The sequence below is a fragment of the Vallitalea okinawensis genome, assembly GCF_002964605.1.
GTDB classification, from domain to species: Bacteria; Bacillota; Clostridia; order Lachnospirales; family PQDH01; genus Vallitalea_A; species Vallitalea_A okinawensis.
In genome coordinates this window covers 197,539-221,528 of record NZ_PQDH01000002.1, presented here as the reverse complement: position 1 = coordinate 221,528, position 23,990 = coordinate 197,539, and the positions used below count along the sequence as shown (strand labels likewise).

Below are 23,990 nucleotides of genomic sequence, written 5' to 3'. Positions count from 1 at the left end.
CATTATTTTGATATACATAAAAATTAAGGATTAGTAAATCATTGTAGAGTCAAGTATGCAAAGGATACTATTACGCTGGCTTGAAAGACTTCCATGTCTTAGACAGCCAGGCTCATCGTCCTTGGTGCATTGCTCCATAGAACCATTCACATATTTTCTGTTATTTATAGGGACTTAAATGATCTATCATAGTTCATTTAATAAGTTACACAGAACTATAAAAGAAGAGAAAAAATATGCTAGACAAAAAATAGGCAGAAAATTTAGATGACAGTCCATCAAGCCTGTGGTATAATAATTCAAATCCAGGGATAGAGGTGAGTAGATGCCGATTAAGATACCTAACAGTTTACCGGCAGAGGAAATATTACGTGAAGAACGAATTTTTGTTATGGATGAGAACCGTGCTGTGCATCAGGATATTCGTGAGTTAAAGGTTGTTATTCTAAACTTAATGCCAATAAAAGAAGATACTGAGGTACAGTTACTCAGATTATTAGGAAATTCACCTTTACAAGTTGAAGTATCCTTGATTCATCCTGTTAGCCATACTTCTAAAAACACATCTAAGGAACATTTAGGGGCTTTCTATCAAACATTTGATGACATTAAACATAAGAAATTTGATGGTATGATCATAACTGGTGCACCTATTGAACACCTTGAGTTTGAGCAAGTTACATACTGGAACGAGTTAATGGAAATCATGGAATGGACTAAAACAAATGTTACATCCACTATGCATATCTGTTGGGGAGCTCAAGCTGGGTTATATTATCATTATGGAATCCCCAAATACCCCCTTGATGAAAAAATGTTTGGTATATTCAATCACCGTGTAAAGGTTGGTAATTATCAGTTAACAAGAGGTTTTGATGAAACTTTCTACGCACCTCACTCCAGACATACTGAAATAAAACGGGAGGATGTCCTTCAACATGAAAATTTATTAATCTTTTCTGAATCTGAAGAAGCTGGAGTTTACATTGTAGCTTCAAGAGATATGAAATATGTTTTTGTTACAGGACATTCAGAGTATGAAATAGATACATTGAAGCATGAATATGAACGTGATGTACAAAAAGGATTAAACATTCAAAAACCAAAAAACTATTTTCCGGGGGGTGATGTAAATAAGAGACCTTTAATTACTTGGAGGGGTCATTCTAACTTATTATTCTCTAACTGGCTCAATTACTATGTCTATCAAAATACACCTTATAAGTGGGAATAACATCTATTCATAAAGAAACGCCCTGGTGGGCGTTTTTTTGTTTTATAGTGAATGCTTGACAATATCGATATCCTCTTTTTTGATACATCCTAATAAGAGGATAAAAGCTATGTAAATCAAACAAAGAATACCAATACCAAGGATGAGGCTTACAGTCATGCTGTAGTAAGGATAAATATAGTGTTTCGCAACATAATTTGATGTTAAACCTGCTGCTAAAGCAGCCAAAGTCGGTTTAAGGAGCCAGTTTATTGCCTGGAAGTTAACAACGGCTACCCTAAGAACTTTTCGTATGTTCAATGAAGATACAATAATGAAACTTAATGTAAAACCTATTAAGACAGCATTTATCCCATATTTGGGTACTAGAAATACGATAAAACTAATCCTTATTGAAGTACCTACTAGATTGTTGATAAAAGCAACTTTTTGTAAGCCTAGTCCATTCAAGATTCCACCAAATGTAGATTGAATGTAGATAAATGGACACATGAATGCTAACAATGAAAGCAAAGTACCTACGTTAGGTTGGTTATAAAAAGTGATACCAAGCTCATGAGGGAAGGTCATGAATAAACAAGTACTTCCGATACCAATTATTGCAGTGAACTGTAAAGCTTTCGATATGGTTATGCATATTTTCTTAGAGTTTTTTACAGCTGAAGCTTCAGAAATTGTTGGTAGCAAAGACATTGACAAAGCATTAGTGAGTAAAGAAGGAAACATGATTAAAGGTAATGCCATACCGGTTAGCTCACCGTATAAGCTCATGGCAGCTCCACTTGTCAATCCAAATGCTTCTAGTTTGGTTGGGATAATAATATTCTCATAACTCATTAATAATGTTGTGATCGTACGACTTGATGTTAAAGGTATGATCACTGCAAACATTGATGAAAGCAAAGCTCCTGTCGATAATGAGGGGTGTATTTGATAGTGTTTAAGTTTTTTCTTTCTCGTATGATGTTTATAGGAGAGATAGACATGACTGAAGGAAACAACTTCACCAACACCAGTGCCAATTACAGCCATGATACAAGCATATGTAAGACCTTTAGGGATAAATAAACCTGAAATTAAATAAATGATCCCCATACGTGATACTTGCTCAATGACTTGTGATGTTGCTGGAACATGCATCTCTTTTGTACCATAAAAATAAGCCTTAAAACAGCTGTTTAATACAGAGAATGGTATGGTAAAGGATAAAACACGCAATGCGATAACTGTTCTTTCATCACTGAGAAGTGTCGTTCCAATGAAATCAGCACCTATAAAGAGACATCCACTAACGGCTATACTAGCGACTAAGGAGAGAGTAGCACCAATCTTGAGTGCTTTTCGCATGTTACCATGTTGTCTTTTTGCATTTTCTTCAGCTATTATTTTAGAGATGGCTATAAAAGAGCCAGAGGCACAGACTGTATGGCATAAGAGATAAACAGGGAAGATTAACTGAAAAAGTCCCATACCTTCTGAACCAATCAAATTGGATATGTATACACGGTAAACAAAACCTAATATTCGTGTGATGAAACCAGCTATTGTTAAGATAATAGCTCCACCAATTAACGAATTCCTTCTCATTGCAATCACCTACTGAAATAATATTGGATTAGTTCTTTAATCATCTTCGTATAATTATATATATGTTGTCTAGTACAAATTAATATTCTCAAAAGGACGAATTTATGATAAGTTTATAGTAGAAGGAAAGGTAGGAGATGAATAGATGATCAGTATCATTACAGCAGGTGTTTCATTTGTCCTTGATCGATGGACCAAGGTGCACATGGAAAAGAAGTTAACTTCTGATAATACACCGAAGGGTATAGGAGATATCATACAGTTTAAATTAATGAAAAATAAAGGGTTAATGCTGGGTAAGCTAAAGCAAAAACCCCACATTGTTAAGGGGCTAAATATTGGAGCTGCTATACTAGCTTTGATACTTATTTTACCATTGATTGTATCTAAAAATATCACTCTTACTGGAAAACTGGGGATTGGGATGCTTTTCGGGGGAGGTTTAGGGAACTTGTACGATCGAATGAAACATGGAGAGGTGACAGATTTCTTTGCTTTCAAGTGGTATCCTCGCATTGTTTTCAATCTAGCAGATATGTTTATTTTTTTAGGGTGTTTCATTGTTTTAATCGCAGAGCTAACAAATGGATTGGTAAAACAGAGTTTTTAATCATATGAATAAAAGGTACAAGACCCTTGTTTATGGCATCTTGTACCTTTATTATTAATTAGTATTTTTCTGAGTCATGGGACTATCAATAGGAATTCTTGATAGAATAGCTCCTCCGATAATAAAGAGAATGATTAAACTTAAAATGCCAAAGCGTGAGTTATTGGTCATTTGTGCTATGAATCCAATTAAGAAAGGACCTAAGGCTGCTGAAGCTTTACCTAGAATATTGTAAAGTCCAAAATATTTTGCGGAATTCTCTTTAGGGATTAGCTTACCATATGCTGATCGACTTAATGCTTGAATACCACCCTGGGCTGTTCCAACAAGGATACCTAAAATCCAGAAATGTATCTCTTTGGACATAAAATAAGCAAATATGGTTATAATCGTATACAGAATAATACCATACATCAGCATGAATTTAGTTGATGTCTTTTTAGCAAACTTTGCAAACAAAATGGCACTTGGAAATGCAACAATTTGTGTTACTAATAATACGATTAGCATTGTATCATCACTGATGCCTATGTCGGAACCGTAAACAGTGGACATTCTAATAATCGTATGAACACCATCGATATAGAAGAAGTAAGCTAATAAGAAAATCGCTGCCACTTTATATTGTCTTATTTCGCTAAAGGTATTGAAAAGCCTAATGAAACTATTTTTAATAGGAGCCGGTTCCCTATCAACATAATGAACTTGTTTCACATTCTTCACCATTGGGATAGATAGTAAGGCCCACCATAAGGCAACAATAATAAATGAAGCTCGGGTAGCATTCAATGTGGTTAGACCTACAAGTGAAGGGACCATTATAATGGCAAGACATAAAATAAAGGGCAATATACTTGCGATGTACCCAAATGCAAAACCATAGGCAGATACTTTATCGATATTATCGTCCTTCGCTACATCCACCAAAAATGAATCATAAAATACATTAGTTCCAGAGAAGCCTAAAACGGTGAAAGCGTATATAATCAGGCATGCCATTACATCACCTTGTCCTAAAGTACCTAAGGCTGCAGTTGCAATAATTCCAATAAGCATGAAGACAGTAAAAAATTTCTTCTTAAATCCTTTGTAATCTGCAATTGTTCCCAGAATGGGAGCCAAAATAGCAACTAGGATTATAGCGATTGTATTGGTGTAGCCCCAATAAGCTGTTGATTGGGCATTGCTGATATCTGCAGCAATTGTTGATTTGTAAAAGATGGGTAAGATTGCAGTCGTAATAGCTAGTGAGTAGGCCGAGTTCCCACAGTCGTAAAGTATCCAACTTTTTTCTTGCTTAGTCAGTTTCGACATCAAAGCACCTCCATATAGGTTTTGTCTCTCCTAACGCACAAACTTCTATAAGAAGATGTAGCGCAGCTACTTTTGTTCGTTAATCTCAATTATATCATGAAAAGAGATGAATGGATAGTTGGCTAAGGGAAAATACGGAAATCTAGCTTGGATTTTCATAAAAGTACTGAAATGAAGAGGTATTTTACGGGTATAATGCATAAGAGAGGTTCAAAAATTTTTTTGTAAACTTTAATTCCTATAAAAATGCTAGGAATTTTTTAAATTAGCATTGACAAGGATAAACTAAAGTGATAATCTGTACTATAGAAAAAACCTAGTGAATCAGTAGGATTTGAGGTGATGTACCTTGAAGTTATCAACAAAAGGGAGATATGGCTTACGAGCTATGTTAGAATTAGCAATAATGTATGACAAAGGTAATTGTTCAATCAAGCAAATAGCAGAGCGACAAGATCTAAGTGAGAGTTATTTAGAGCAATTAGTCGCACTACTAAAAAAGCAAAAATTAGTTAAAAGTACAAGGGGAGCACAAGGTGGTTATTCCCTTGCTCTACCACCAAAACAAATATCTGTTGGTGACGTATTAAGAGCTTTGGAGGGGTCACTAAATCCTGTTGACTGTGTCCTTGTTAATGATGAAAAGGAATGTTGTGAGCAAGACTATTGTGTAACGAAATATGTTTGGAAAAAAATTAGTGATAGTATCAATGATGTTGTTAATAATATAACGTTACAAGATATGGTTGATGATTATAATGGTTTAAAGGAGAGTGAATAAATCAATGGAAAGAAAAGTTTATTTTGATCATGCAGCTACAACTCCAACTGATCGCAGAGTAATAGAGACTATGCTGCCTTATTTTAATGAACAATATGGTAATCCTTCTAGTGTCTATGAAATTGCACGTTCAAATAAGCAAGCTGTTGATGTTGCAAGAGAACAGGTAGCTAGTGCTATTAATGCTGATACAAAAGAAATCTATTTCACTGCAGGCGGTACAGAAGCTGATAACTGGGCAATTAAAGGTATTGCAGAAAGTTATAAAGATAAAGGTAATCACATTATTACAACAGAAATAGAACATCATGCTGTCATGCACACATGTGAATATTTAGAACGAAATGGTTATGAGGTAACTTACTTACCAGTTGATGAAGATGGTAAGATTTCTATAGAAGATTTAAAAGGTGCCATTAAAGAAACAACAATACTTATTACTATCATGTTTGCGAATAATGAAATTGGTACCATTCAACCAGTTAAAGAGATTGGTGAGGTAGCTAGAGAACATGGAGTCATCTTCCATACAGATGCAGTTCAAGCTGTAGGGCATATACCAATTGATGTCCAAGAAATGAACATTGACTTACTGTCCTTATCTGGTCATAAACTTTATGGACCAAAAGGTGTAGGGGCTTTATATGTGAAAAAAGGTGTTAAGTTAAGAGCATTCATCCATGGTGGTGCACAAGAAAGAAAAAGACGTGGTGGGACTGAAAATGTACCTGGTATTGTAGGTCTTGGTAAAGCTATCGAATTAGCCATGGAAAGCATGGAAGAAGAGAATGAAAAGTTAATTGCTTTGAGAGAACGGCTGATTAAAGGTGCATTAGAAACCATTCCTCATACGAAATTAAATGGTCATCCAACCGATCGCTTACCGGGTAATGCTAACTTAAGTTTTAGATTTATTGAAGGTGAAGCCCTTCTTATTACACTAGATATGTACGGTGTGTTTGGCTCTAGTGGGTCAGCATGCACTTCTGGATCATTAGATCCTTCCCATGTTTTATTAGCAATTGGACTGCCTCATGAGATTGCCCATGGTTCTTTAAGGATTTCAATAGGTCGATCTAATACAGAGGAAGATGTGGATTATTTATTAAGTGTATTACCAGAAATTGTACAACGATTAAGAGATATGTCTCCTTTATATGAAGACTATATGCAAGAGCAGGGTCAATAATTATTCAAAAGTAGAGAGGTGTTAGTTATGTATACAGATAAAGTAATGGATCATTTTAGAAATCCTAGAAATATGGGTGAAATTGAAGAAGCAAGTGGTGTAGGTACTGTTGGTAACGCTAAATGTGGTGACATCATGCGTATCTACTTGAAAGTTGAAGATGGTATTATAGAAGATGTAAAGTTTAAAACATTTGGTTGTGGGGCTGCAGTTGCAACAAGTAGTATGGCGACAGAATTAGTTATGGGTAAAACAATCGAAGAAGCATTACAAATAACTAACAGAGCTGTTCTTGAAGCTTTAGACGGTCTTCCAACTAACAAGGTTCACTGTTCGCTATTGGCTGAAGAAGCGTTACATGCAGCTTTGTGGGATTATGCTGAGAAGAATAATATTACTATCGAAGGTTTAGAACCACCTAAAGAAGATATCCATGATCATGACCACGATCATGATGAAGACGAAGACGAGTAGGTAGTTTCATGTCTAAAAAAGTTGTTGTTGGTATGTCGGGTGGAGTAGATAGCTCTGTTGCGGCTTACCTCCTAAAAGAACAAGGTTATGAAGTGATTGGTGTTACCATGCAGATTTGGCAAGATGAAGATACTTGTTCAATTGAAGATCAAGGTGGTTGTTGTGGTCTAAGTGCTGTTGAAGATGCAAGAAGAGTCGCTAATCAATTAGACATACCTTATTATGTTATGAACTTCAAGAGTGAATTCCAAGATAATGTTATCGACTATTTTGTTGATGAGTACATTAAAGGGAGAACGCCTAATCCATGTATTGCTTGTAATCGATATGTGAAATGGGAAAGTATGTTGCATCGTTCATTAGCTATTGGAGCAGATTATATTGCCACAGGTCATTACGCTAGAGTATTGCAATTAGATAATGGTCGGTATACGATTCAAAAGTCGGCAACTGCAAGAAAAGATCAAACATACGCACTCTATAATTTAAGTCAAGAGCAGTTAAAGAAAACATTAATGCCAGTTGGTGAGTATACAAAAGATGAAATAAGAGTTATTGCTGAGAAGATTGATTTGCAGGTAGCTAATAAGCCTGATAGTCAAGAGATTTGCTTCGTGCCTGATGATGATTATGCTTCGTTTATCAAAGAAGAGACAGGCTATGTTGTTCCAGAAGGTAATTTTGTTGATCAGGCTGGTAATGTTTTAGGACAACATAAGGGAATTATTCATTATACAATTGGTCAACGTAAGGGATTAGGTTTATCTCTTGGAAAACCCGGTTTTGTTGTTGAAATTCGTCCTGAAACCAATGAAGTGGTCATCGGTGATAATGAAGATGTTTTTGGGCACCGTTTACTTGCTAATCGACTTAATTTCATGACCATAGAGAAGTTTGATGGAGAATTAAAGACGAAAGCAAAAATTCGTTATAGTCATAAAGAAGCGGATTGTGTAATTCGTATGATTGATCAAGATACATTAGAGTGTGTCTTTGATGAAGCACAAAGGGCTATTACACCTGGACAAGCTGTCGTTTTTTATGATGGTGATTATGTATTAGGTGGAGGAACAATTATTAAGAAAATCTAATTCAAAACAAAAGCACATAATCAATGTTGGAAATGATACATTGATTATGTGCTTTAATAATATTATAGGGTAATTGTTATTTTGCTTTGAAAAGAAGTCTGGCATCGGACCTAGAGGGTTAACGAATAAGATAATTGGCTATCTGGTTCAGCTGATTCTCATGTTTTGCAGCGTACTTGATGCCTATTTTTTCTAAATTTTCTATATTAGCTTCGCTAGTATCTGCTACACTATCTTCCTCGTCAGTCAATGTAGGCTGTATACGGATTAGTTTTACATCGTCCGGATATTTTAACAAATCTGATGTATTACTCATTTGACCTCGTAGAAATGCTTGGATGGCAGGTATCTTGTTCCAAGGTGATATCCAATCAATTAACCCCCAGTGTTCAGCCTCTTTGCAATCGATATCCATTTGAGAATACCCAGTACCTAATGATAAGATAACAAATTTGGAAGCTGTGGGGTATTTAGCTTTGGCGTATAAATAGGCATTTAAGCTGGGATTAAGAGCATAAAACCCACCATCGATAAGACAATATTCAAGAGGTTTGTTGATGCATCGAACTTGCGCTGGTGGAAAGAGGGTTGGTTCAGCAGAAGTCGCTCTTGCTACATCTCTTAAGTAGAAGTTTTCATGACTAAGCTGGTGGGAAGCTATTCGATTAAAGTTAACAGTTTGGAAATTAGCAATATCCAAGCTTGTAATATAAACATCTGTAAGTAGATCTTTAAGAGTTTCATTACCGAAGATTTTGAAGAGTTGTTCTTCATACCTTGTAGGATCTATGGGGGCTTTAAACAAACTTGATATGACTTTGTATATTTTAGGTTGACAACCTTCAAATATGTAGGAAGATTTATTTACATAGAAATTTAAAAGTTCTTTTAAACTCATTGGTTCATTTGTCATGGGATTAGGTGATGCTAATGCAAGACTAATGAGACCACCAGTTGATGAACCGCTCATTAAATCAAAAAGTTGATAAAGTGGTTTATTTGTGTTCTTTTCCTTGAGTATCTCGCGTAAAGATTGTAGTATGACAATAGGGATGATACCGCGAATACCACCGCCATCGACAGATAAGATTTTAACAACCCTATTATTAGTTAACATTGGGACAACCCCTCTAATCATGCTTTACTTCATTATATTGCATGATTAGAGGGACTATAACCTAAAAGTGGACTATTATTTCTATTCAAGAGCTAAGGAGCTATCTAAACTTATTAACGACGTTAGAGTATACAGAAAGCTAATACTTCTCATTAATATAATCCTCAATAACAGAGTGCTGCTTAGTCTCACTAAAAGCATAATTATCGACTAATCTTTTCTTAATCATAGAACTCTTAGTATGAAGAATAACGTCAGGATAATCATGAAGTACGATTTCTATAAGCTTATTCTTAAAATTAGTTGATTTAACCTTGACATAATATGCATCAAGATTTTCATAATCAAGTAACTCAAGTATTTTCAAAGTTGTATAATCTTTTTTACTATAATAGTCATTCGTATAATCCAAGTATTGGACTCTTTTTGACGAATGTGGGGAATAATCATATGCCATCATACGGTAGTATTTTGCCATAGAGTTATAGTATTGATAATTAAAGACACCTTTTTTTATATGATCGATTTTACGAAAGGGTTTAACGTTCATGTTCATGATATACGTGAAGTTCTCTTCAATGAATTCTTCTTTGCTTAAGTCACCTTTGTTATAAAGGAAAATAAGATTCTTTCGGTTTTTAAAAAAAGCATCAAATTTATCTTTATGCAATGCTATCACCTATTCTATATAAGTTACAAGGAATGAACAGAGAGTTCTCCTGCCATAGGAGATACTTATATCTTTTTGAAGTCAGGTTTTCCTTGAGTAAAAGTAGTAACATAATTAAAGCCAATACTCTTTAAATAATCATAAACAGTGGAGAAGTCAGAACAAAGTTCCGAGGTTCTATGAGCATCAGAACCTGTCGTGATGATTTGTCCTCCTAACTCCTTGTATCTTTTTATAACATTGTTTTGAGGATGAGGTTGAGCTAAACCTTTTCTAAACCCAGAACTGTTGACTTCGATACCTTTATTATTGACAATCAAAGTCTTTAATATTTCATCTAAAAGTTCACGGTAGTCATTATATTCATAATGTTTCTTGTCACTAGGATGATATCGAATAACGTAATCGAGATGACCTAAGCAATTAAAATGTTCACATGATTTGATGACATTTAGTATTTCAGTAAAATAGCCTTCGTATGCTTGTTTTTGAGTCTTATTCGTAAAGTATTCTCCTGTGTAGGGATCCAATTTCTTTATAACGTGAACAGAACCTATTACATAATCAAATGGATATGCTTCAATAAAGGATTGAACCTTGTCGAGTACATCTGGCTGTAGACCTACTTCAACACCGCACTTTATTTGAATTTTATTCTTATACTTATCTTTATACTGATTAACTTTAGGAACGTAGTGATCATAATCCACTTCAAAAATATATTTGCCAGGATAATCAAATTCCATATGTTCAGTGAAGCAAACTTCATTTAAATCTAGATTAATTCCTTTTTCAATCATCCTCTTCATAGGTGTGTGACTGTCTAGGGAAAAACGGGTGTGCACATGATAATCAGCTTTATATGCCATTGTGAAAAACCTCCTTTGTATACAAGTCGTAATCTATTATAAAACATATGATTTTTTTAAGCCTCTAGTTATTATTATAATAGAAGTTGTTATTGTGTCAAAGTCCAATTTATCTTTTTTTTGTGTACACAAGTTTCTTTAAATGAGAACACACCTGTATATGTGTAAAAATAAGTAAAATTAGGATTTAGTACAGGATGTTATGGCTATTTAATATGGTTAATCAAAGTGCTGATATAAGATTAACTATTAGTAAATATTATTGATAAAGCAGTGACTCGATAAAAAATATTCAATAATGCATATGAAGTGAAAAATTTAAGGGGGTATATTTGTTCAAATACACTGTTTGTCATTTAATTTAGAAATTTTAACTAAAAAGTATACAAAAAAAGTAAATAAGATATAATAAATGTATGTGTAAAAAACTTTTTTTCTTTTTCGACAGAAAACACCTTGCACAAAAAAATAGTTACGTGTTAAAATGAAAATTGTGCGTTATGGCACGAAAAAAGTGCTGAGGGGGCATATAATTTATGGAAAACCTTACATTAATCTTTTTATTTTTTGGTGGTTTAGGGCTTTTTATTTATGGTATGGACAGAATGGCCGACGGTTTGCAAAAAGCAGCCGGTAACCGAATGAAGAGTATCCTAGGTGCATTAACTAATAACAGATTACTAGGCGTAGCAACTGGTGCCTTAGTAACAGCCATTGTGCAGAGTAGTTCTGCTACAACAGTTATGATTGTTGGTTTTGTTAATGCAGGTATTATGAATCTTATGCAAGCTATGGGAGTCATAATGGGTGCGAACATTGGTACAACCATAACATCTTGGATTGTATCCAGTGCTGAGTGGCTGAAGTTCTTAAAACCATCAACGCTTGCACCATTAGCTATTGGTGTCGGTGTATTCATGATGGTCTTCTCCAAGAAGAAGAACACAAAGCAAGTTGGTGAAATCATCGCAGGGTTCGGTATCCTTTTTCTAGGGCTTGATTTAATGAAGGATGCTGTTAACCCATTTTCTGATTCACCAGTATTCCAAGATTTGTTTATAACATTAGGGCGAAATCCAATTCTTGGTATACTTGCTGGTGCGGCTGTAACTGCAATTATTCAAAGTAGTTCAGCTTCTGTTGGTATCTTACAAACCATCGCTGTCATGGGCTTAGTACCTTGGAATGCAGCTGTGTACATTATTTTAGGGCAAAATATTGGTACAACTGTTACTGCTATGATTTCTTCCGTCGGTGCGAATAAGACAGCTAAAAGAGCGGCATATATGCATTTACTCTTTAATGTCGTTGGGTCTGTATTCTTTGCAATTGTTATGGTCATCTTCTTTAGGTTAAATCCAACATTTGGAAGCGGAGAAGTAACAATGACAGGAATCAGTATCTTCCACACAATCTTTAATGTAACGGTAACAGTTCTTTTATTCCCGTTTGCGACTTTGATTGTGAAGTTATCAGGTCTCTTTGTTAAAGAAGAACAAAAAGTTGAAGAAGACGAAGAAGCGATTGTGCTTCGTCATCTCGATAAGCGTATTCTTGAAACACCAGGTTTAGCTTTAGCGAATGCAGTAAAAGAGATTGTAAGAATGGGTGAATTAGCTTATAAAAATCTCGATGCATGTTACAGTACGTTAAGAAATCGTGATGATGATGCATTGCAAGAGATTTTTGAAACTGAAAAAACCATTAATGCTCTGGAAAGAGTGATTACAAACTACCTAGTTAAGATTAATAACTCTGAACTTAATTCACATCAAGTTAAGTCGGTGACAGGATTATTCCACGTGATCAATGATATCGAAAGAATCGGTGATCATGCTGAAAACTTAGCAGAATTAGTTCGTGAGTATCACAAATCTGATTTAAAATTCTCTGATGCAGCATTTGATGAATTGGATCGCATGTTTGACATTACTAAAGAATCACTTAATGCATCTATTGAAGCTCGTCGTGAATACGATGGAAAGCTTGTTCGTAAAGTTAAGCAAAACGAAGAAATTATTGACGATATGGAAATGGAATTAAGACAAAAACATATTTATCGTCTATCACAAAATATTTGTGACTCAACATCTGGTGTCATTTTCTTAGATATCATCAGTAACTTAGAAAGAGTTTCTGACCATTCTTTAAATATCGTAGAAGGTGTAGAAGAAGAGTACGAAGACCTACAATAACAAGTATTAGTGACTAAAATGCCTACCATAGTGGAGGCATTTTTTAATTTCAAGAACCCTTTACTAATTTCTGGATTAGTGCTACAATAGAATCACAATTTTGACAACAGAAATGTTGAAATTTTGACTAATGAAAGTTTTAAATAGTATTCGAAAGAGGGGATTTTCATGGCATATACAATCATAGTTGATAGTTCATGTGATTTGCCAAAAGAAGTACTCGAAAAATACAACATGGTCATGTTACCACTTGGTATAAATTTTGAAGATGAAGTTTATGCTGACAAAGTGGATATTACACCTACTGAATTTTATGATAAATTAAAAGTAGCCAAGGAGTTACCTAAGACTAGTCAAGTGACACCTGATGCATTTATTAATGCTTTCAAAAAAGAGTTGGATCGTGATCACGATGTTATATGTATTACTATCGGATCACAAGCTAGCGGTACATTTCAATCAGCGACAATAGCCAAAAGTGAGTTAGAAAGTGATCGTATTCATTTAGTGGATTCTGAAGGGTTATGTATGGGAACAGGTATGTTAGCCATCCTCATTGCTGAGCAACTAGAAGCAGGAAAATCTATCGGTGAAGCTATTGGGTACGGAGAGAACGTGAGAGGTAGTATTGAACATCTTTTCTCTGTTGATACCCTTGTGTATCTCAAGAAAGGTGGCAGAATAAAGGCTTCAAGCGCTGTAATAGGTGAGATATTGAATATTAAACCCATATTAACAGTAGATAAAGGGATTACTCAAACAATAGGCAAGGTTAGAGGGCGAAATAAAGTTATGGAATTCTTCATGAATCACATGAAAGAAAACATAGACCTTGAAGCTACAGAATTTATGGCTATAGCCCACGCATGTAATGAAAAGGTTGCTAAGAAATTAGAAACTAGGATTCGAGAAAACTTTAATTTTGATGGCGAGATTATTTTTTCTGAAATTGGTGCAACCATTGGTACTCATGCTGGTCCTGGCACAATTAGTGTTTTTTATATAAAAAAATAAAGGTCGATGATATTGACAATACATTATCAGAGTGCTAATATTATGATAATATAAAGCATAAACCAAAAATTGGTTTATGCTTTTTTGATGGTTTTGGATATTTACTGCCTCTCGGCGTTCATCATTTGAGGTGTAGAGGGTATGTATAATAGAGAGTTGTGTGGAATTGGGAGAAGTGGGTGAGTAGCATGCATGATATATTTGGGCTATTGAAAAAGATTGTTCCAAATGGCGTAATAGAACTTGAAAGACGATATGAAATTCTTAAAGGGGTTGGACGTTATCAACCTATTGGTAGAAGAAAACTTGCAACTACTTTAGAATTGCCTGAGCGTATTCTGCGATCTGATACAGAGTTTCTAAAAGATGGTGGATTTATAGAAGTATCAGGATCAGGTATGACTATAACTCGTGAGGGTGAAAAATTATTAGATGGCTTAAGTGAAATCATCAGCAGTTTAAAGGGTATGAAAGATCTTGAAACAAAGCTTAGAGATCTTCTAGAAGATGTAAAGGTTATCGTTGTTGAAGGGAATGCAGATATCAGTGATGATGCCAAAGGTGATATTGGGAAAGCAGCTGCAGCTGTTTTATTAAATTCATTAAAGGATAATGATATCATTGCTATAACTGGAGGAACAACTGTTGCTCATATGGTTGAACAATGTAAAGAAGATGTGAATAGCAATCATGATATTTTGGTAATACCTGCAAGAGGTGGATTAGGCACTAGAGTTGAATATCAAGCAAATATCTTAGCTTCAACTTTGGCAAAGAAATTGAATGGGAGTTATAAGCTATTGAATGTACCAGATCATCTCAGTAGAAAAGCCTTGGAGAGTGTTCAAAAAGAACCTGAAATTGATGCTATCAAAAGGTATTTAAATAATCCAAATGCCATTGTATTTGGGATAGGTGACGCTATTAAGTTAGCTAATCAGAGAAAACTTTCTGATACCCTAATCGATTTCTTAAAAAGAAAAGAAGCTGTAGCTGAGGCTTTTGGATACTATTTCAATGAGCAGGGGCAAATTGTTTATCGATCAAGAACTATTGGAATTAATTTGGATAAGATAAAGGATCATAAAACCATTGCATTAGCAGGAGGTACATCAAAAGCTAAGGCTATTTTGGCTTTGAAAAAGTACTTAAAAGGTGGGGTCCTAGTCATAGATGAAGGTGCTGCAAAAGAAATAATAGCTATATGCAATTCGTGATGAGGTCAATATGCCTCATCTTTTTCTATTTATTTCATTTTTTTTGTTATTAATTTTATGATAAAAGGCTTGAAAAATGACGTGTTTTCGTTTAAAATATAAATGACTTATGAATTGGGACTGAATTTGCATAGTGGGTCAAAAAATGTCCCTATACATAAAATCAAGAAAATATATTGAACATTTATAAGTATTTAATAATATTAAGTTCAGTATATATTGTTAGAATTATTTTATTTAAGATGGGAAAATTAATCTAGAGATGTTTTCTTATCACTGTTAGTTCGCTGTGTAATCACAGCTGGATAATAAACTATAATCCTTAAGATGTATATCTTAAAAGTAGAACATAGGAGGAATTAACAATGGCAAAAATCGCAATTAATGGTTTTGGTCGTATTGGCCGTAATGCATTCAAAATAGCTATGGAAAGAGGTCTTGATGTCGTAGCTATCAACGATTTAACTGATTCTAAAACATTAGCACACTTACTTAAATATGACTCATGTTTCGGAAAATTCAACGGTACTGTTGAAGTTAAAAACGATGCATTAGTTGTAAATGGTAAAGAAATCAAAGTTTTAGCTGAAAGAAACCCAGCTGATTTACCTTGGGGTGAATTAGGTGTTGAAGTAGTAATTGAATCAACTGGTCTTTTCAGACAAAAAGAAAAAGCTGCTTTACACATCGAAGCTGGCGCTAAAAAAGTTATCATTTCTGCACCAGGTAAAGGAACAAAATCAATCGTTATGGGTGTTAACGAAGCTGATTACGATGCTGCTAACGATGACATCATTGATAATGCTTCTTGTACTACAAACTGTTTAGCGCCTTTCGCTAAAGTATTAAATGACAAATTCGAAATCAAAAAAGGTATCATGACTACAGTTCATTCATATACAAATGACCAAAGAATTTTAGATACACCACATGCTGACTTAAGAAGAGCAAGAGCTGCTGCTGAATCTATCATTCCTACAACTACTGGTGCTGCAGAAGCAGTTGCTAAAGTAATTCCAAGCTTAAAAGGTAAATTAACTGGTATGGCTATGCGTATTCCTTCTCCTACAGTTTCAGTTGTTGATTTAACTGTAGAATTAGGTAAAGATGTAACAGTTGAAGATGTAAATGCTGCATTAAAAGCTGCTGCTGATGACAAAGTATTAGGTTTCTCAGAAGAGCCATTAGTATCTATCGATTATAGAATGGATTCACGTTCATCAATCGTTGATGGTTTATCTACATTAGTAATGGGTGACAACATGGTTAAAGTTGTATCTTGGTACGACAATGAGTGGGGTTACTCAAACAGAATCATAGACTTAACAGAATACGTTGCTGAAAGATTATAATTATAAGATTTAATACAATTTAAATCAGACCAGAAAGGTCCGGGTTTGTAGTTAAGCTATGGACCGGACCTTTTTATTATTTTATAGTCACTTTTCTTGTAGGCTTTACAAAAGACTCTATTCGTGTTGGAAGGAGAAATAATATGTTAAATAAAAAAACTGTTGAAGATATACAACCAAAAAGTAAAAGAGTATTAGTACGTTGTGATTTTAATGTACCATTAAAAGAAGGCGTTATTACTGATGAAAATCGTTTAGTTGCTGCATTGCCAACTATTAAAAAATTAATTGAAGGCAATGCAAAAGTTATCTTATGTTCTCACTTAGGAAAACCAAAAGGTGAAGCTAAGCCAGAATTATCATTAGCACCTGTTGCTAAAAGACTTAGTGAATTATTAGAAAAAGAAGTTGTATTCGCAGCTGATGATACTGTTGTTGGTGAGAATGCTAAAAAAGCTGTTGAAGCTATGAATGATGGTGATGTTGTATTATTAGAAAATACGCGTTATCGTAAAGAAGAAACTAAAAATGGTGAAGCTTTCTCTAAAGAACTAGCTTCCTTAGCAGAGTTGTTTGTTAACGATGCTTTCGGTACTGCTCATAGAGCACACTGTTCTAATGTAGGTGTTACTGAGTTTGTTGATGAAGCAGTAGTAGGTTATTTAATGGAAAAAGAAATCAACTTCTTAGGTAATGCGGTTAACAATCCTGAAAGACCTTTTGTTGCGATCTTAGGTGGTGCAAAGGTATCTGATAAAATTAATGTTATCAATAACTTATTAGAAAAAGTAGATACAATTATCATTGGTGGAGGTATGGCTTATACTTTCTTAAAGGCTCAAGGTTTAGAAGTAGGAAGTTCATTACTCGAAGCTGAGAAATTAGACTATGCTGCTGAAATGATTAAGAAGGCGGAAGAAAAAGGTGTTAATTTCTTATTACCTGTTGATCATGTTATTGGTAAAGAGTTCAAGAATGATACAGAAAGCCAAGTTGTAACTGCTGAGGCAGGCATTCCAGAAAGTTGGTCTGGATTTGATATTGGACCTAAATCTATGGAGTTATATGCTAATGCTGTTAAAGATGCTAAAACTGTTGTTTGGAATGGACCAATGGGTGTTTTTGAATTTGAAAACTTTGCTCATGGTACAATTGCAGTAGCTAAAGCTTTAGCTGAAACAGATGCTACTACAATCATTGGTGGTGGAGATTCTGCTGCAGCTGTTAATATCTTAGGATTCGGTGATAAGATGACACACATCTCTACAGGTGGTGGAGCATCATTAGAGTTCTTAGAAGGTAAAGAATTACCAGGGGTAGCAGCAGCTAACGATAAATAGGTAACGTTGTTAATAATAGGAGGGAATACAATGCGCAAAAAGATCATTGCAGGTAACTGGAAAATGAATAAAACACCTAAGGAAGCTTTAGCGTTAATCGAAGAGTTAAAGCCTTTAGTAAAGAACGAAGAAGTAGATGTGGTATTTTGCCCACCATATGTATCATTATTGTTAGCGGTTGAAGCTGCTAAAGGTACAAACATTGAAATTGGTGCTCAAAACATGCATTTTGAAGAAAGTGGTGCTTACACAGGTGAAATTGCACCTGCTATGCTTAAAGAATGTGGTGTTAACTATGTAGTGCTTGGACACTCTGAAAGAAGAGAATACTTTGGTGAAATGGATGAAACTGTTAACAAAAAAGTATTAAAGGCTATTGAACATGGTTTAGTTCCAATCATTTGTTGTGGTGAAACACTTACACAAAGAGAGCAAGGTATTACAATTGACCTAGTTAGACAACAAATCAAAATTGCTCTAAAAGATGTGACTGCTGACGATGCTAAAAAATCAGTTATTGCTTACGAGCCAATTTGGGCAATCGGTACTGGTGTAACAGCTACTTCAGAGCAAGCTGAAGAAGTATGTGCAGCTATTCGCCAAGTTGTTAGAGAAATCTATGATGATGCTACAGCTGAAGAAGTTCGTATTCAATACGGTGGTAGTGTTAATGCTGGCAATGCAGCTGAGTTATTCGCTATGCCTAACATTGATGGTGGATTAGTTGGTGGCGCAAGCTTAAAAGCTGATTTTGGCAAAGTTGTTAACTATAAATAATAATTCGGCCACTTTGTGGTCTTAGAGACAGAGGAGTTTACGATGACTAAGAGACCAACTGTTTTAATGATCCTTGATGGATATGGTTTGAATGAAAAAGAAGAAGGCAACGCTATTAAACAGGCTAATACGCCAAACTTAGATAAATTAATGACAGACTACCCTTTTGTTCATGGTAACGCTTCTGGTTTAGATGTTGGTTTACCAAGCGGTCAAATGGGTAATTCGGAAGTAGGTCACCTTAATATCGGTGCTGGCCGTATCGTTTATCAAGAGCTTACAAGAATTACTAAAGCTATTGAAGATGGTGACTTCTGCGACAATAAAGCTTTCTTAGAAGCTGTTAACAATTGCAAAGAACATGACTCTGCTTTACATCTTTATGGTCTATTATCTGATGGTGGTGTACACAGTCATAATACGCATTTATATGCTTTATTAAGACTTGCTAAAAAGCATGGTTTAGAAAAAGTATATGTACATTGCTTCTTAGACGGTAGAGATACACCTCCAGCATCTGGTAAAGCTTATGTGGAGCAGTTGGAGGAGCAAATAAGACAAATCGGTGTAGGTCAAATAGCTACTGTTTCTGGTAGATACTACGCTATGGATAGAGATAACCGTTGGGAAAGAACTGAATTAGCATACAACGCATTAGTAAAAGGTAAAGGTGTTACTGCACCTACTGCTGTTGTTGCAGTTCAACAATCTTACGAGGAAGAGAAGTATGATGAGTTCGTTTTACCAACTGTAGTTACTTGCCACGGTGAGGTAACTGCTACTATTAGTGAAAATGATTCTATCATTTGCTTCAATTTTAGACCGGACCGTGCTCGTCAAATTACAAGAAGTTTTTGTGATGAGAATTTTGATGGTTTTGATTGTCCATTCATGAAACTATGTTATGTTTGCTTCACCAATTATGATGTAACGATTCCAAATAAAATTATTGCATTTGAGAAAGAAAGCTTAAGTAATACTCTTGGTGAGTATCTTGCTGAGAAAGGCTTAAAGCAACTTCGTTTAGCTGAAACGGAAAAATACGCCCATGTAACATTCTTCTTTAATGGTGGAGTTGAAGAACCAAATGAAGGAGAAGAACGTGTGTTAGTGTCATCACCAAAAGTTGCAACTTACGATCTACAACCTGAGATGAGCGCTCCAGAAGTAGATGAAAAGTTAGTAGATGCCATTAAATCTGATAAGTATGATTTAATCATTATTAACTTTGCTAACCCTGATATGGTTGGTCATACGGGGATTATGGAAGCTGCAATTAAAGCTGTTGAGACTGTAGACGCACAAGTGGGTAAAGCTGTTGAAGCTTTACTTGAAGTTGATGGTCAAATGTTTGTTTGTGCAGACCATGGAAATGCTGAACAACTTATTGACTATAATGATCATTCCCCTTTTACAGCGCATACAACAAATCCAGTACCATTTATTCTCGTTAATTACAAAGAAGGTGTTGTATTAAAAGAAGGCGCTAAGCTTGCTGATATAGCTCCTACATTATTAGAGATGATGGAACTTCCAATTCCAGAAGAAATGACAGGTATCAGTTTACTTATGGAAAATAATTAAATTCTTTATTGCAACTGAATTACATTTAAGTAAGGCATGCCGTGTAATTTATTGAGTAATAGGGAAATACTAAATGATGAATGTAATTAAATTTGAAGGGAGAAATTTAAGATGAAAACATATATTGAAATTATTGACGTACATGCTAGACAAGTCTTAGATTCAAGAGCAAACCCAACTGTAGAGGTAGAAGTATTTGTTGAAGGCGGTTACTTTGGCCGTGCTGCAGTTCCTTCTGGTGCTTCAACTGGAGCTTTTGAAGCTGTAGAATTACGTGATGGTGGCGACACTTACATGGGTAAAGGCGTATTAAACGCTGTTGACAATGTTAACAATATTATCGCTGAAGAAATTATCGGTATGAATGCTTTAGATCAAGTTGAAATCGATATGAAAATGATCGAGTTAGACGGTACTCCTAACAAAGCTAAATTGGGTGCTAATGCAATCTTAGGTGTTTCTATGGCTGTTGCTAAAGCTGCTGCTGAAGCTTTAGGAACTTCACTTTATAACTACTTAGGCGGAGTTAATGCTAAAGTTATGCCAGTACCAATGATGAACATCTTAAATGGTGGTGAGCATGCTGACAATACTGTTGACTTACAAGAATTCATGATTATGCCAGTTGGTGCTGAGTCATTCAGCGAATGTTTACGTATGGGTGCTGAAGTATATCATAACCTTAAAAAAGTATTAGGTGAAAAAGGTTTAGCTACTGCAGTAGGTGATGAAGGTGGTTTCGCACCTGACTTAGCTAGCTCAGAAGAAGCTATCCAAGTTATTATGGATGCTGTAGAAAAAGCTGGATACAAGCCAGGCGAAGACATTAGAATCGCTATTGATGCTGCTGCATCAGAATTATACAACGATGAAACTGGAAAATACCATTTCCCTGGTGAAAGTAAAATGAAGGGTGAAGAAGTAGTAAGAACTTCAGAAGAAATGGTTGCTTACTATGAAGATTTAGCTGCTAAATTCCCTATCATTTCATTAGAAGACGGTCTTGACGAAGAAGACTGGGATGGATGGAAGTTATTAACTGAAAAATTAGGAACTAAAATGCAATTAGTTGGTGATGATTTATTTGTTACTAATACTGAGAGATTATCAAAAGGTATCCAACTTGGTGTAGCTAACTCAATCCTTATCAAAGTTAACCAAATAGGTACTTTAACAGAAACTTTCAATGCCATTCAAATGGCAAACAGAGCTGGTTATACTGCAGTTGTTTCTCATAGATCTGGTGAAACAGAAGACGCTACTATTGCAGATATCGTAGTTGCTGTAAACGCTGGTCAAATCAAAACAGGTGCTCCTTGTAGATCTGACCGTGTTGCTAAATACAACCAATTGATCAGAATCGAAGAAGAATTAGCTGAAACAGCTGAATACTTAGGTTTAGATGCTTGGTTTAACTTAAAATAATTAATTGTATTAGACTTATGATTTAACATATAAGGAGGCAATCCTTATTCTGGGACTGTTAAGGAATAAGTTTGTACAATATGAATAGAAGCTATTGATGTCTGGGACCATCAATAGCTTTTTTCTATGGATGATTAAATAATTTTTTGATAGTAACATATATCGCAGCTTGTACATATTGTGTAATAGAAGTAAAATATTAAGGCAATAATGCCAACAAGGGTGATATTATGATAGAAGTTAAACCTCATTACTGTGAAGATGAATGTGATTCTTTTCAAACACATGTTCACGAGTTCACAGGAAGTGTCATGTTAGCAGCACCTCCTGATACTGAAGGATTGTTACACAATCACCGTTTTGCAGGAGTCTCTGGACCAGTGAAACCTATTAAAGGTAGCCATGTCCATATAGTATGTACAAACACTGATTTTTTCTTTAATCATTTTCATAGGATAGAGATTGAAACAGGTCCTGCAATACCTGTTAGAGATGAAGAGGGTAACGTAATTGGTCATATTCATGTCATGGATGGAACAACTTCTTGTGATTTCTTCCATGAGCATGATTTCAATGCTACGACTCTCATTGAGAATCCTATCGGATAATTAGAACTCCATTCTGCTAAACTTTTAGTAGAATGGAGTTTTTACTCTTTTATAGAAATTCATGTTAGATTTAAATGAGTATTCTATAAAAAACTTGTTATATCTTTGGTTATCAGATATAATAAAATATGAGAAATTTTACTAAAGATAAGGTTGATTTACATGAATAAAAATATGAAATATTTTTTCCTAATTTTGATTCTTGTCCTATCCTTTTTAATCGGCTATCTGTCGACGATGAGTATTTGGAAGAATGAAACAATACCTATTGAGATTCAAATTTCACAAGTTGAGTCACTGAATAGCATGCATGTAGAAGTTGAACATGCTGTGCAACCTCAGTTAGAAAAAACTCTGCAACTAACAATTGAGGAATCATCAAGACGTCAATTATCAACAACTTCTTTAGTTAATGAAGAGGTTGTTGTTTTACTGTATCATCATATCCTTAAGGACGAAGAAAATCCTTATGAGAATAATTACAGTGTTATATCTTATAACTATTTCGAGGATCATCTAAAGTATCTCTCAGAGAATGGTTATACAACGATATCCTTGAAGGATTTAGAGGATTTCTTATATAATCAGACCCCTTTACCAAAAAAAAGTGTTTTGATCACTTTTGACGATGGGTACTTATCAAACTTTACATATGCATTTCCCTTACTTGCTGCTTACGGTATGCAGGGTGTAGTTTTTCCTATTACTCATGCTGTAGAAGAGAAGTCGGTAGTCTTTGATCCTAATAAAAGAGATAAATTAAGTTGGGGTCAAATAGGCGTTACAGATGATGTATTTGAATATGGGAGTCATACCCATAATTTGCATCAATTGATATATGGACAGCCGGCTATATTTGCATTCAGTGATAAAACGATTAGAGAAGACTTATTGACAAGTATGGAGTTGCTCAATACTACAGCCGTAGCCTATCCTTTTGGTGCCTATGACGAGGCAACAATAGATATAGTGAAGGAATTAGGTTATAAGCTAGGTTTTACTACGAAGGAAGGTAGGGTAACCCAAGAAACTGATCCATATGAAATACCTCGATATGGAATGTTTTCCTATACTTCTGTTAAAGTGTTAGAAGATATATTAGACAATAAACAATAGCCAGCTAGAGCATATCTAACTGGCTATATTTATTGTAAGAAAATTATACGTTAGTAACAATAAAAGCTTGCAATATTGTCAAGGTCAGTACCAAAGTATACCCAGCGGTAACCAATCCAACGATAACCAGCAATTGATTTACGACCTACGTAAGTTAACCAAGCCCAATAACCATCGCCTCTGACGGTCCAGATATACACATAACGGTACATACATCTTCTGATGGCACCAGGATCAACGGCTGCTAAAGATGGACCAGTTTCCTCTTTAGGTACTTCTGTGGGAGGTGGACCAGGAGGCCTTTTTCCACCTTGTTGGCCTCCACCAGTACTTGGTGGTGGTGCAGGAGGTCCATAACCAGACCCAGAGCCAGGAAAAGGAAATGGAAACACAGGTGGTCTTAACCAAAAACGTTGTCTAAACATT

22 protein-coding genes are annotated in these 23,990 nt (G+C 35.1%); 16 read left to right on the top strand and 6 right to left on the bottom strand.

The annotated features are described in order from the left end of the window. Window positions 1-325: 325 nt before the first annotated feature. Window positions 326-1,234 carry a homoserine O-acetyltransferase MetA gene (gene metA / locus C1Y58_RS06190; RefSeq protein ID WP_105615146.1) on the top strand — a complete coding sequence of 303 codons (909 nt, stop codon included), beginning with the start codon at window positions 326-328 and terminating at the stop codon, window positions 1,232-1,234. A gap of 42 nt (window positions 1,235-1,276) precedes the next feature. On the opposite strand, the gene C1Y58_RS06185 is transcribed toward metA, so the two are convergent. Beyond that, complete coding sequence (locus C1Y58_RS06185; protein ID WP_105615145.1) at window positions 1,277-2,821, bottom strand: putative polysaccharide biosynthesis protein; 1,545 nt, start codon at window positions 2,819-2,821, stop codon at window positions 1,277-1,279. 145 nt (window positions 2,822-2,966) lie between these two features. On the opposite strand from C1Y58_RS06185, the gene lspA reads away from it, so the two are divergent. Beyond that, window positions 2,967-3,431, top strand: coding sequence for a signal peptidase II (gene lspA, locus C1Y58_RS06180; protein WP_105615144.1), 465 nt, complete (start codon window positions 2,967-2,969; stop codon window positions 3,429-3,431). 54 nt (window positions 3,432-3,485) lie between these two features. On the opposite strand, the gene C1Y58_RS06175 is transcribed toward lspA, so the two are convergent. Beyond that, the gene (locus C1Y58_RS06175) at window positions 3,486-4,745 is read right to left on the bottom strand and encodes an MFS transporter (RefSeq protein ID WP_105615143.1); all 1,260 of its coding nucleotides are present in this window, start codon (window positions 4,743-4,745) and stop codon (window positions 3,486-3,488) included. 349 nt (window positions 4,746-5,094) lie between these two features. Here C1Y58_RS06175 and C1Y58_RS06170 point away from each other — a divergent pair, with 349 nt between their 5' ends. The 4 genes from C1Y58_RS06170 to mnmA are packed head-to-tail and all read left to right on the top strand — an operon-like array spanning window position 5,095 to window position 8,280. Further along, a complete protein-coding gene (locus C1Y58_RS06170; RefSeq protein ID WP_105615142.1) occupies window positions 5,095-5,526 on the top strand; it encodes an RrF2 family transcriptional regulator in 432 nt (143 codons plus the stop codon). 4 nt (window positions 5,527-5,530) lie between these two features. Further along, window positions 5,531-6,715 (top strand): cysteine desulfurase NifS, encoded by a 1,185-nt coding sequence (nifS, locus tag C1Y58_RS06165; RefSeq protein ID WP_105615141.1) that lies wholly within the window; start codon window positions 5,531-5,533, stop codon window positions 6,713-6,715. A gap of 27 nt (window positions 6,716-6,742) precedes the next feature. Beyond that, window positions 6,743-7,189, top strand: a complete 447-nt coding sequence (nifU, locus tag C1Y58_RS06160; protein ID WP_105615140.1) for a Fe-S cluster assembly scaffold protein NifU — start codon at window positions 6,743-6,745, stop codon at window positions 7,187-7,189. A gap of 8 nt (window positions 7,190-7,197) precedes the next feature. After that, on the top strand, window positions 7,198-8,280 hold the full coding sequence (mnmA, locus tag C1Y58_RS06155; RefSeq protein ID WP_105615139.1) for a tRNA 2-thiouridine(34) synthase MnmA: 1,083 nt from the start codon (window positions 7,198-7,200) through the stop codon (window positions 8,278-8,280). 118 nt (window positions 8,281-8,398) lie between these two features. On the opposite strand, the gene C1Y58_RS06150 is transcribed toward mnmA, so the two are convergent. From C1Y58_RS06150 to C1Y58_RS06140, 3 genes are all read right to left on the bottom strand, one after another. Further along, window positions 8,399-9,397, bottom strand: coding sequence for a patatin-like phospholipase family protein (locus tag C1Y58_RS06150; RefSeq protein ID WP_157949980.1), 999 nt, complete (start codon window positions 9,395-9,397; stop codon window positions 8,399-8,401). Window positions 9,398-9,536: 139 nt separating this feature from the next. Further along, window positions 9,537-10,067 (bottom strand): DUF6648 family protein, encoded by a 531-nt coding sequence (locus tag C1Y58_RS06145; protein WP_242985347.1) that lies wholly within the window; start codon window positions 10,065-10,067, stop codon window positions 9,537-9,539. Window positions 10,068-10,132: 65 nt separating this feature from the next. Beyond that, entirely contained in the window at window positions 10,133-10,936 is an 804-nt protein-coding gene (locus C1Y58_RS06140) for a histidinol-phosphatase HisJ family protein (RefSeq protein WP_105615136.1), read from the bottom strand. A 536-nt stretch (window positions 10,937-11,472) separates the two neighbouring features. On the opposite strand from C1Y58_RS06140, the gene C1Y58_RS06135 reads away from it, so the two are divergent. From C1Y58_RS06135 to C1Y58_RS06090, 10 genes are all read left to right on the top strand, one after another. After that, a complete protein-coding gene (locus tag C1Y58_RS06135) occupies window positions 11,473-13,131 on the top strand; it encodes a Na/Pi cotransporter family protein (RefSeq protein WP_105615135.1) in 1,659 nt (552 codons plus the stop codon). Between the two features lie 168 nt (window positions 13,132-13,299). Continuing rightward, window positions 13,300-14,145: a DegV family protein gene (locus C1Y58_RS06130; protein ID WP_105615134.1), complete on the top strand. Its 846-nt coding sequence runs from the start codon at window positions 13,300-13,302 to the stop codon at window positions 14,143-14,145. A 188-nt stretch (window positions 14,146-14,333) separates the two neighbouring features. Beyond that, window positions 14,334-15,362, top strand: a complete 1,029-nt coding sequence (locus tag C1Y58_RS06125; protein WP_105615133.1) for a sugar-binding transcriptional regulator — start codon at window positions 14,334-14,336, stop codon at window positions 15,360-15,362. Window positions 15,363-15,727: 365 nt separating this feature from the next. Then, on the top strand, window positions 15,728-16,714 hold the full coding sequence (gap, locus tag C1Y58_RS06120) for a type I glyceraldehyde-3-phosphate dehydrogenase (RefSeq protein ID WP_105615132.1): 987 nt from the start codon (window positions 15,728-15,730) through the stop codon (window positions 16,712-16,714). A gap of 143 nt (window positions 16,715-16,857) precedes the next feature. After that, the gene (locus tag C1Y58_RS06115) at window positions 16,858-18,054 is read left to right on the top strand and encodes a phosphoglycerate kinase (protein WP_105615131.1); all 1,197 of its coding nucleotides are present in this window, start codon (window positions 16,858-16,860) and stop codon (window positions 18,052-18,054) included. A gap of 30 nt (window positions 18,055-18,084) precedes the next feature. Continuing rightward, window positions 18,085-18,831 carry a triose-phosphate isomerase gene (gene tpiA, locus C1Y58_RS06110; RefSeq protein WP_105615130.1) on the top strand — a complete coding sequence of 249 codons (747 nt, stop codon included), beginning with the start codon at window positions 18,085-18,087 and terminating at the stop codon, window positions 18,829-18,831. 42 nt (window positions 18,832-18,873) lie between these two features. Next, the gene (gene gpmI, locus C1Y58_RS06105) at window positions 18,874-20,415 is read left to right on the top strand and encodes a 2,3-bisphosphoglycerate-independent phosphoglycerate mutase (protein WP_105615129.1); all 1,542 of its coding nucleotides are present in this window, start codon (window positions 18,874-18,876) and stop codon (window positions 20,413-20,415) included. A 111-nt stretch (window positions 20,416-20,526) separates the two neighbouring features. Further along, window positions 20,527-21,840: a phosphopyruvate hydratase gene (gene eno / locus C1Y58_RS06100; RefSeq protein ID WP_105615128.1), complete on the top strand. Its 1,314-nt coding sequence runs from the start codon at window positions 20,527-20,529 to the stop codon at window positions 21,838-21,840. Between the two features lie 230 nt (window positions 21,841-22,070). Next, on the top strand, window positions 22,071-22,448 hold the full coding sequence (locus tag C1Y58_RS06095) for a YmaF family protein (protein ID WP_105615127.1): 378 nt from the start codon (window positions 22,071-22,073) through the stop codon (window positions 22,446-22,448). A 162-nt stretch (window positions 22,449-22,610) separates the two neighbouring features. After that, window positions 22,611-23,564, top strand: coding sequence for a polysaccharide deacetylase family protein (locus tag C1Y58_RS06090; RefSeq protein WP_105615126.1), 954 nt, complete (start codon window positions 22,611-22,613; stop codon window positions 23,562-23,564). 50 nt (window positions 23,565-23,614) lie between these two features. Here C1Y58_RS06090 and C1Y58_RS06085 read toward each other — a convergent pair whose 3' ends face one another. Continuing rightward, the gene (locus C1Y58_RS06085; protein WP_105615125.1) at window positions 23,615-23,989 is read right to left on the bottom strand and encodes a hypothetical protein; all 375 of its coding nucleotides are present in this window, start codon (window positions 23,987-23,989) and stop codon (window positions 23,615-23,617) included. Window position 23,990: the final 1 nt, after the last annotated feature.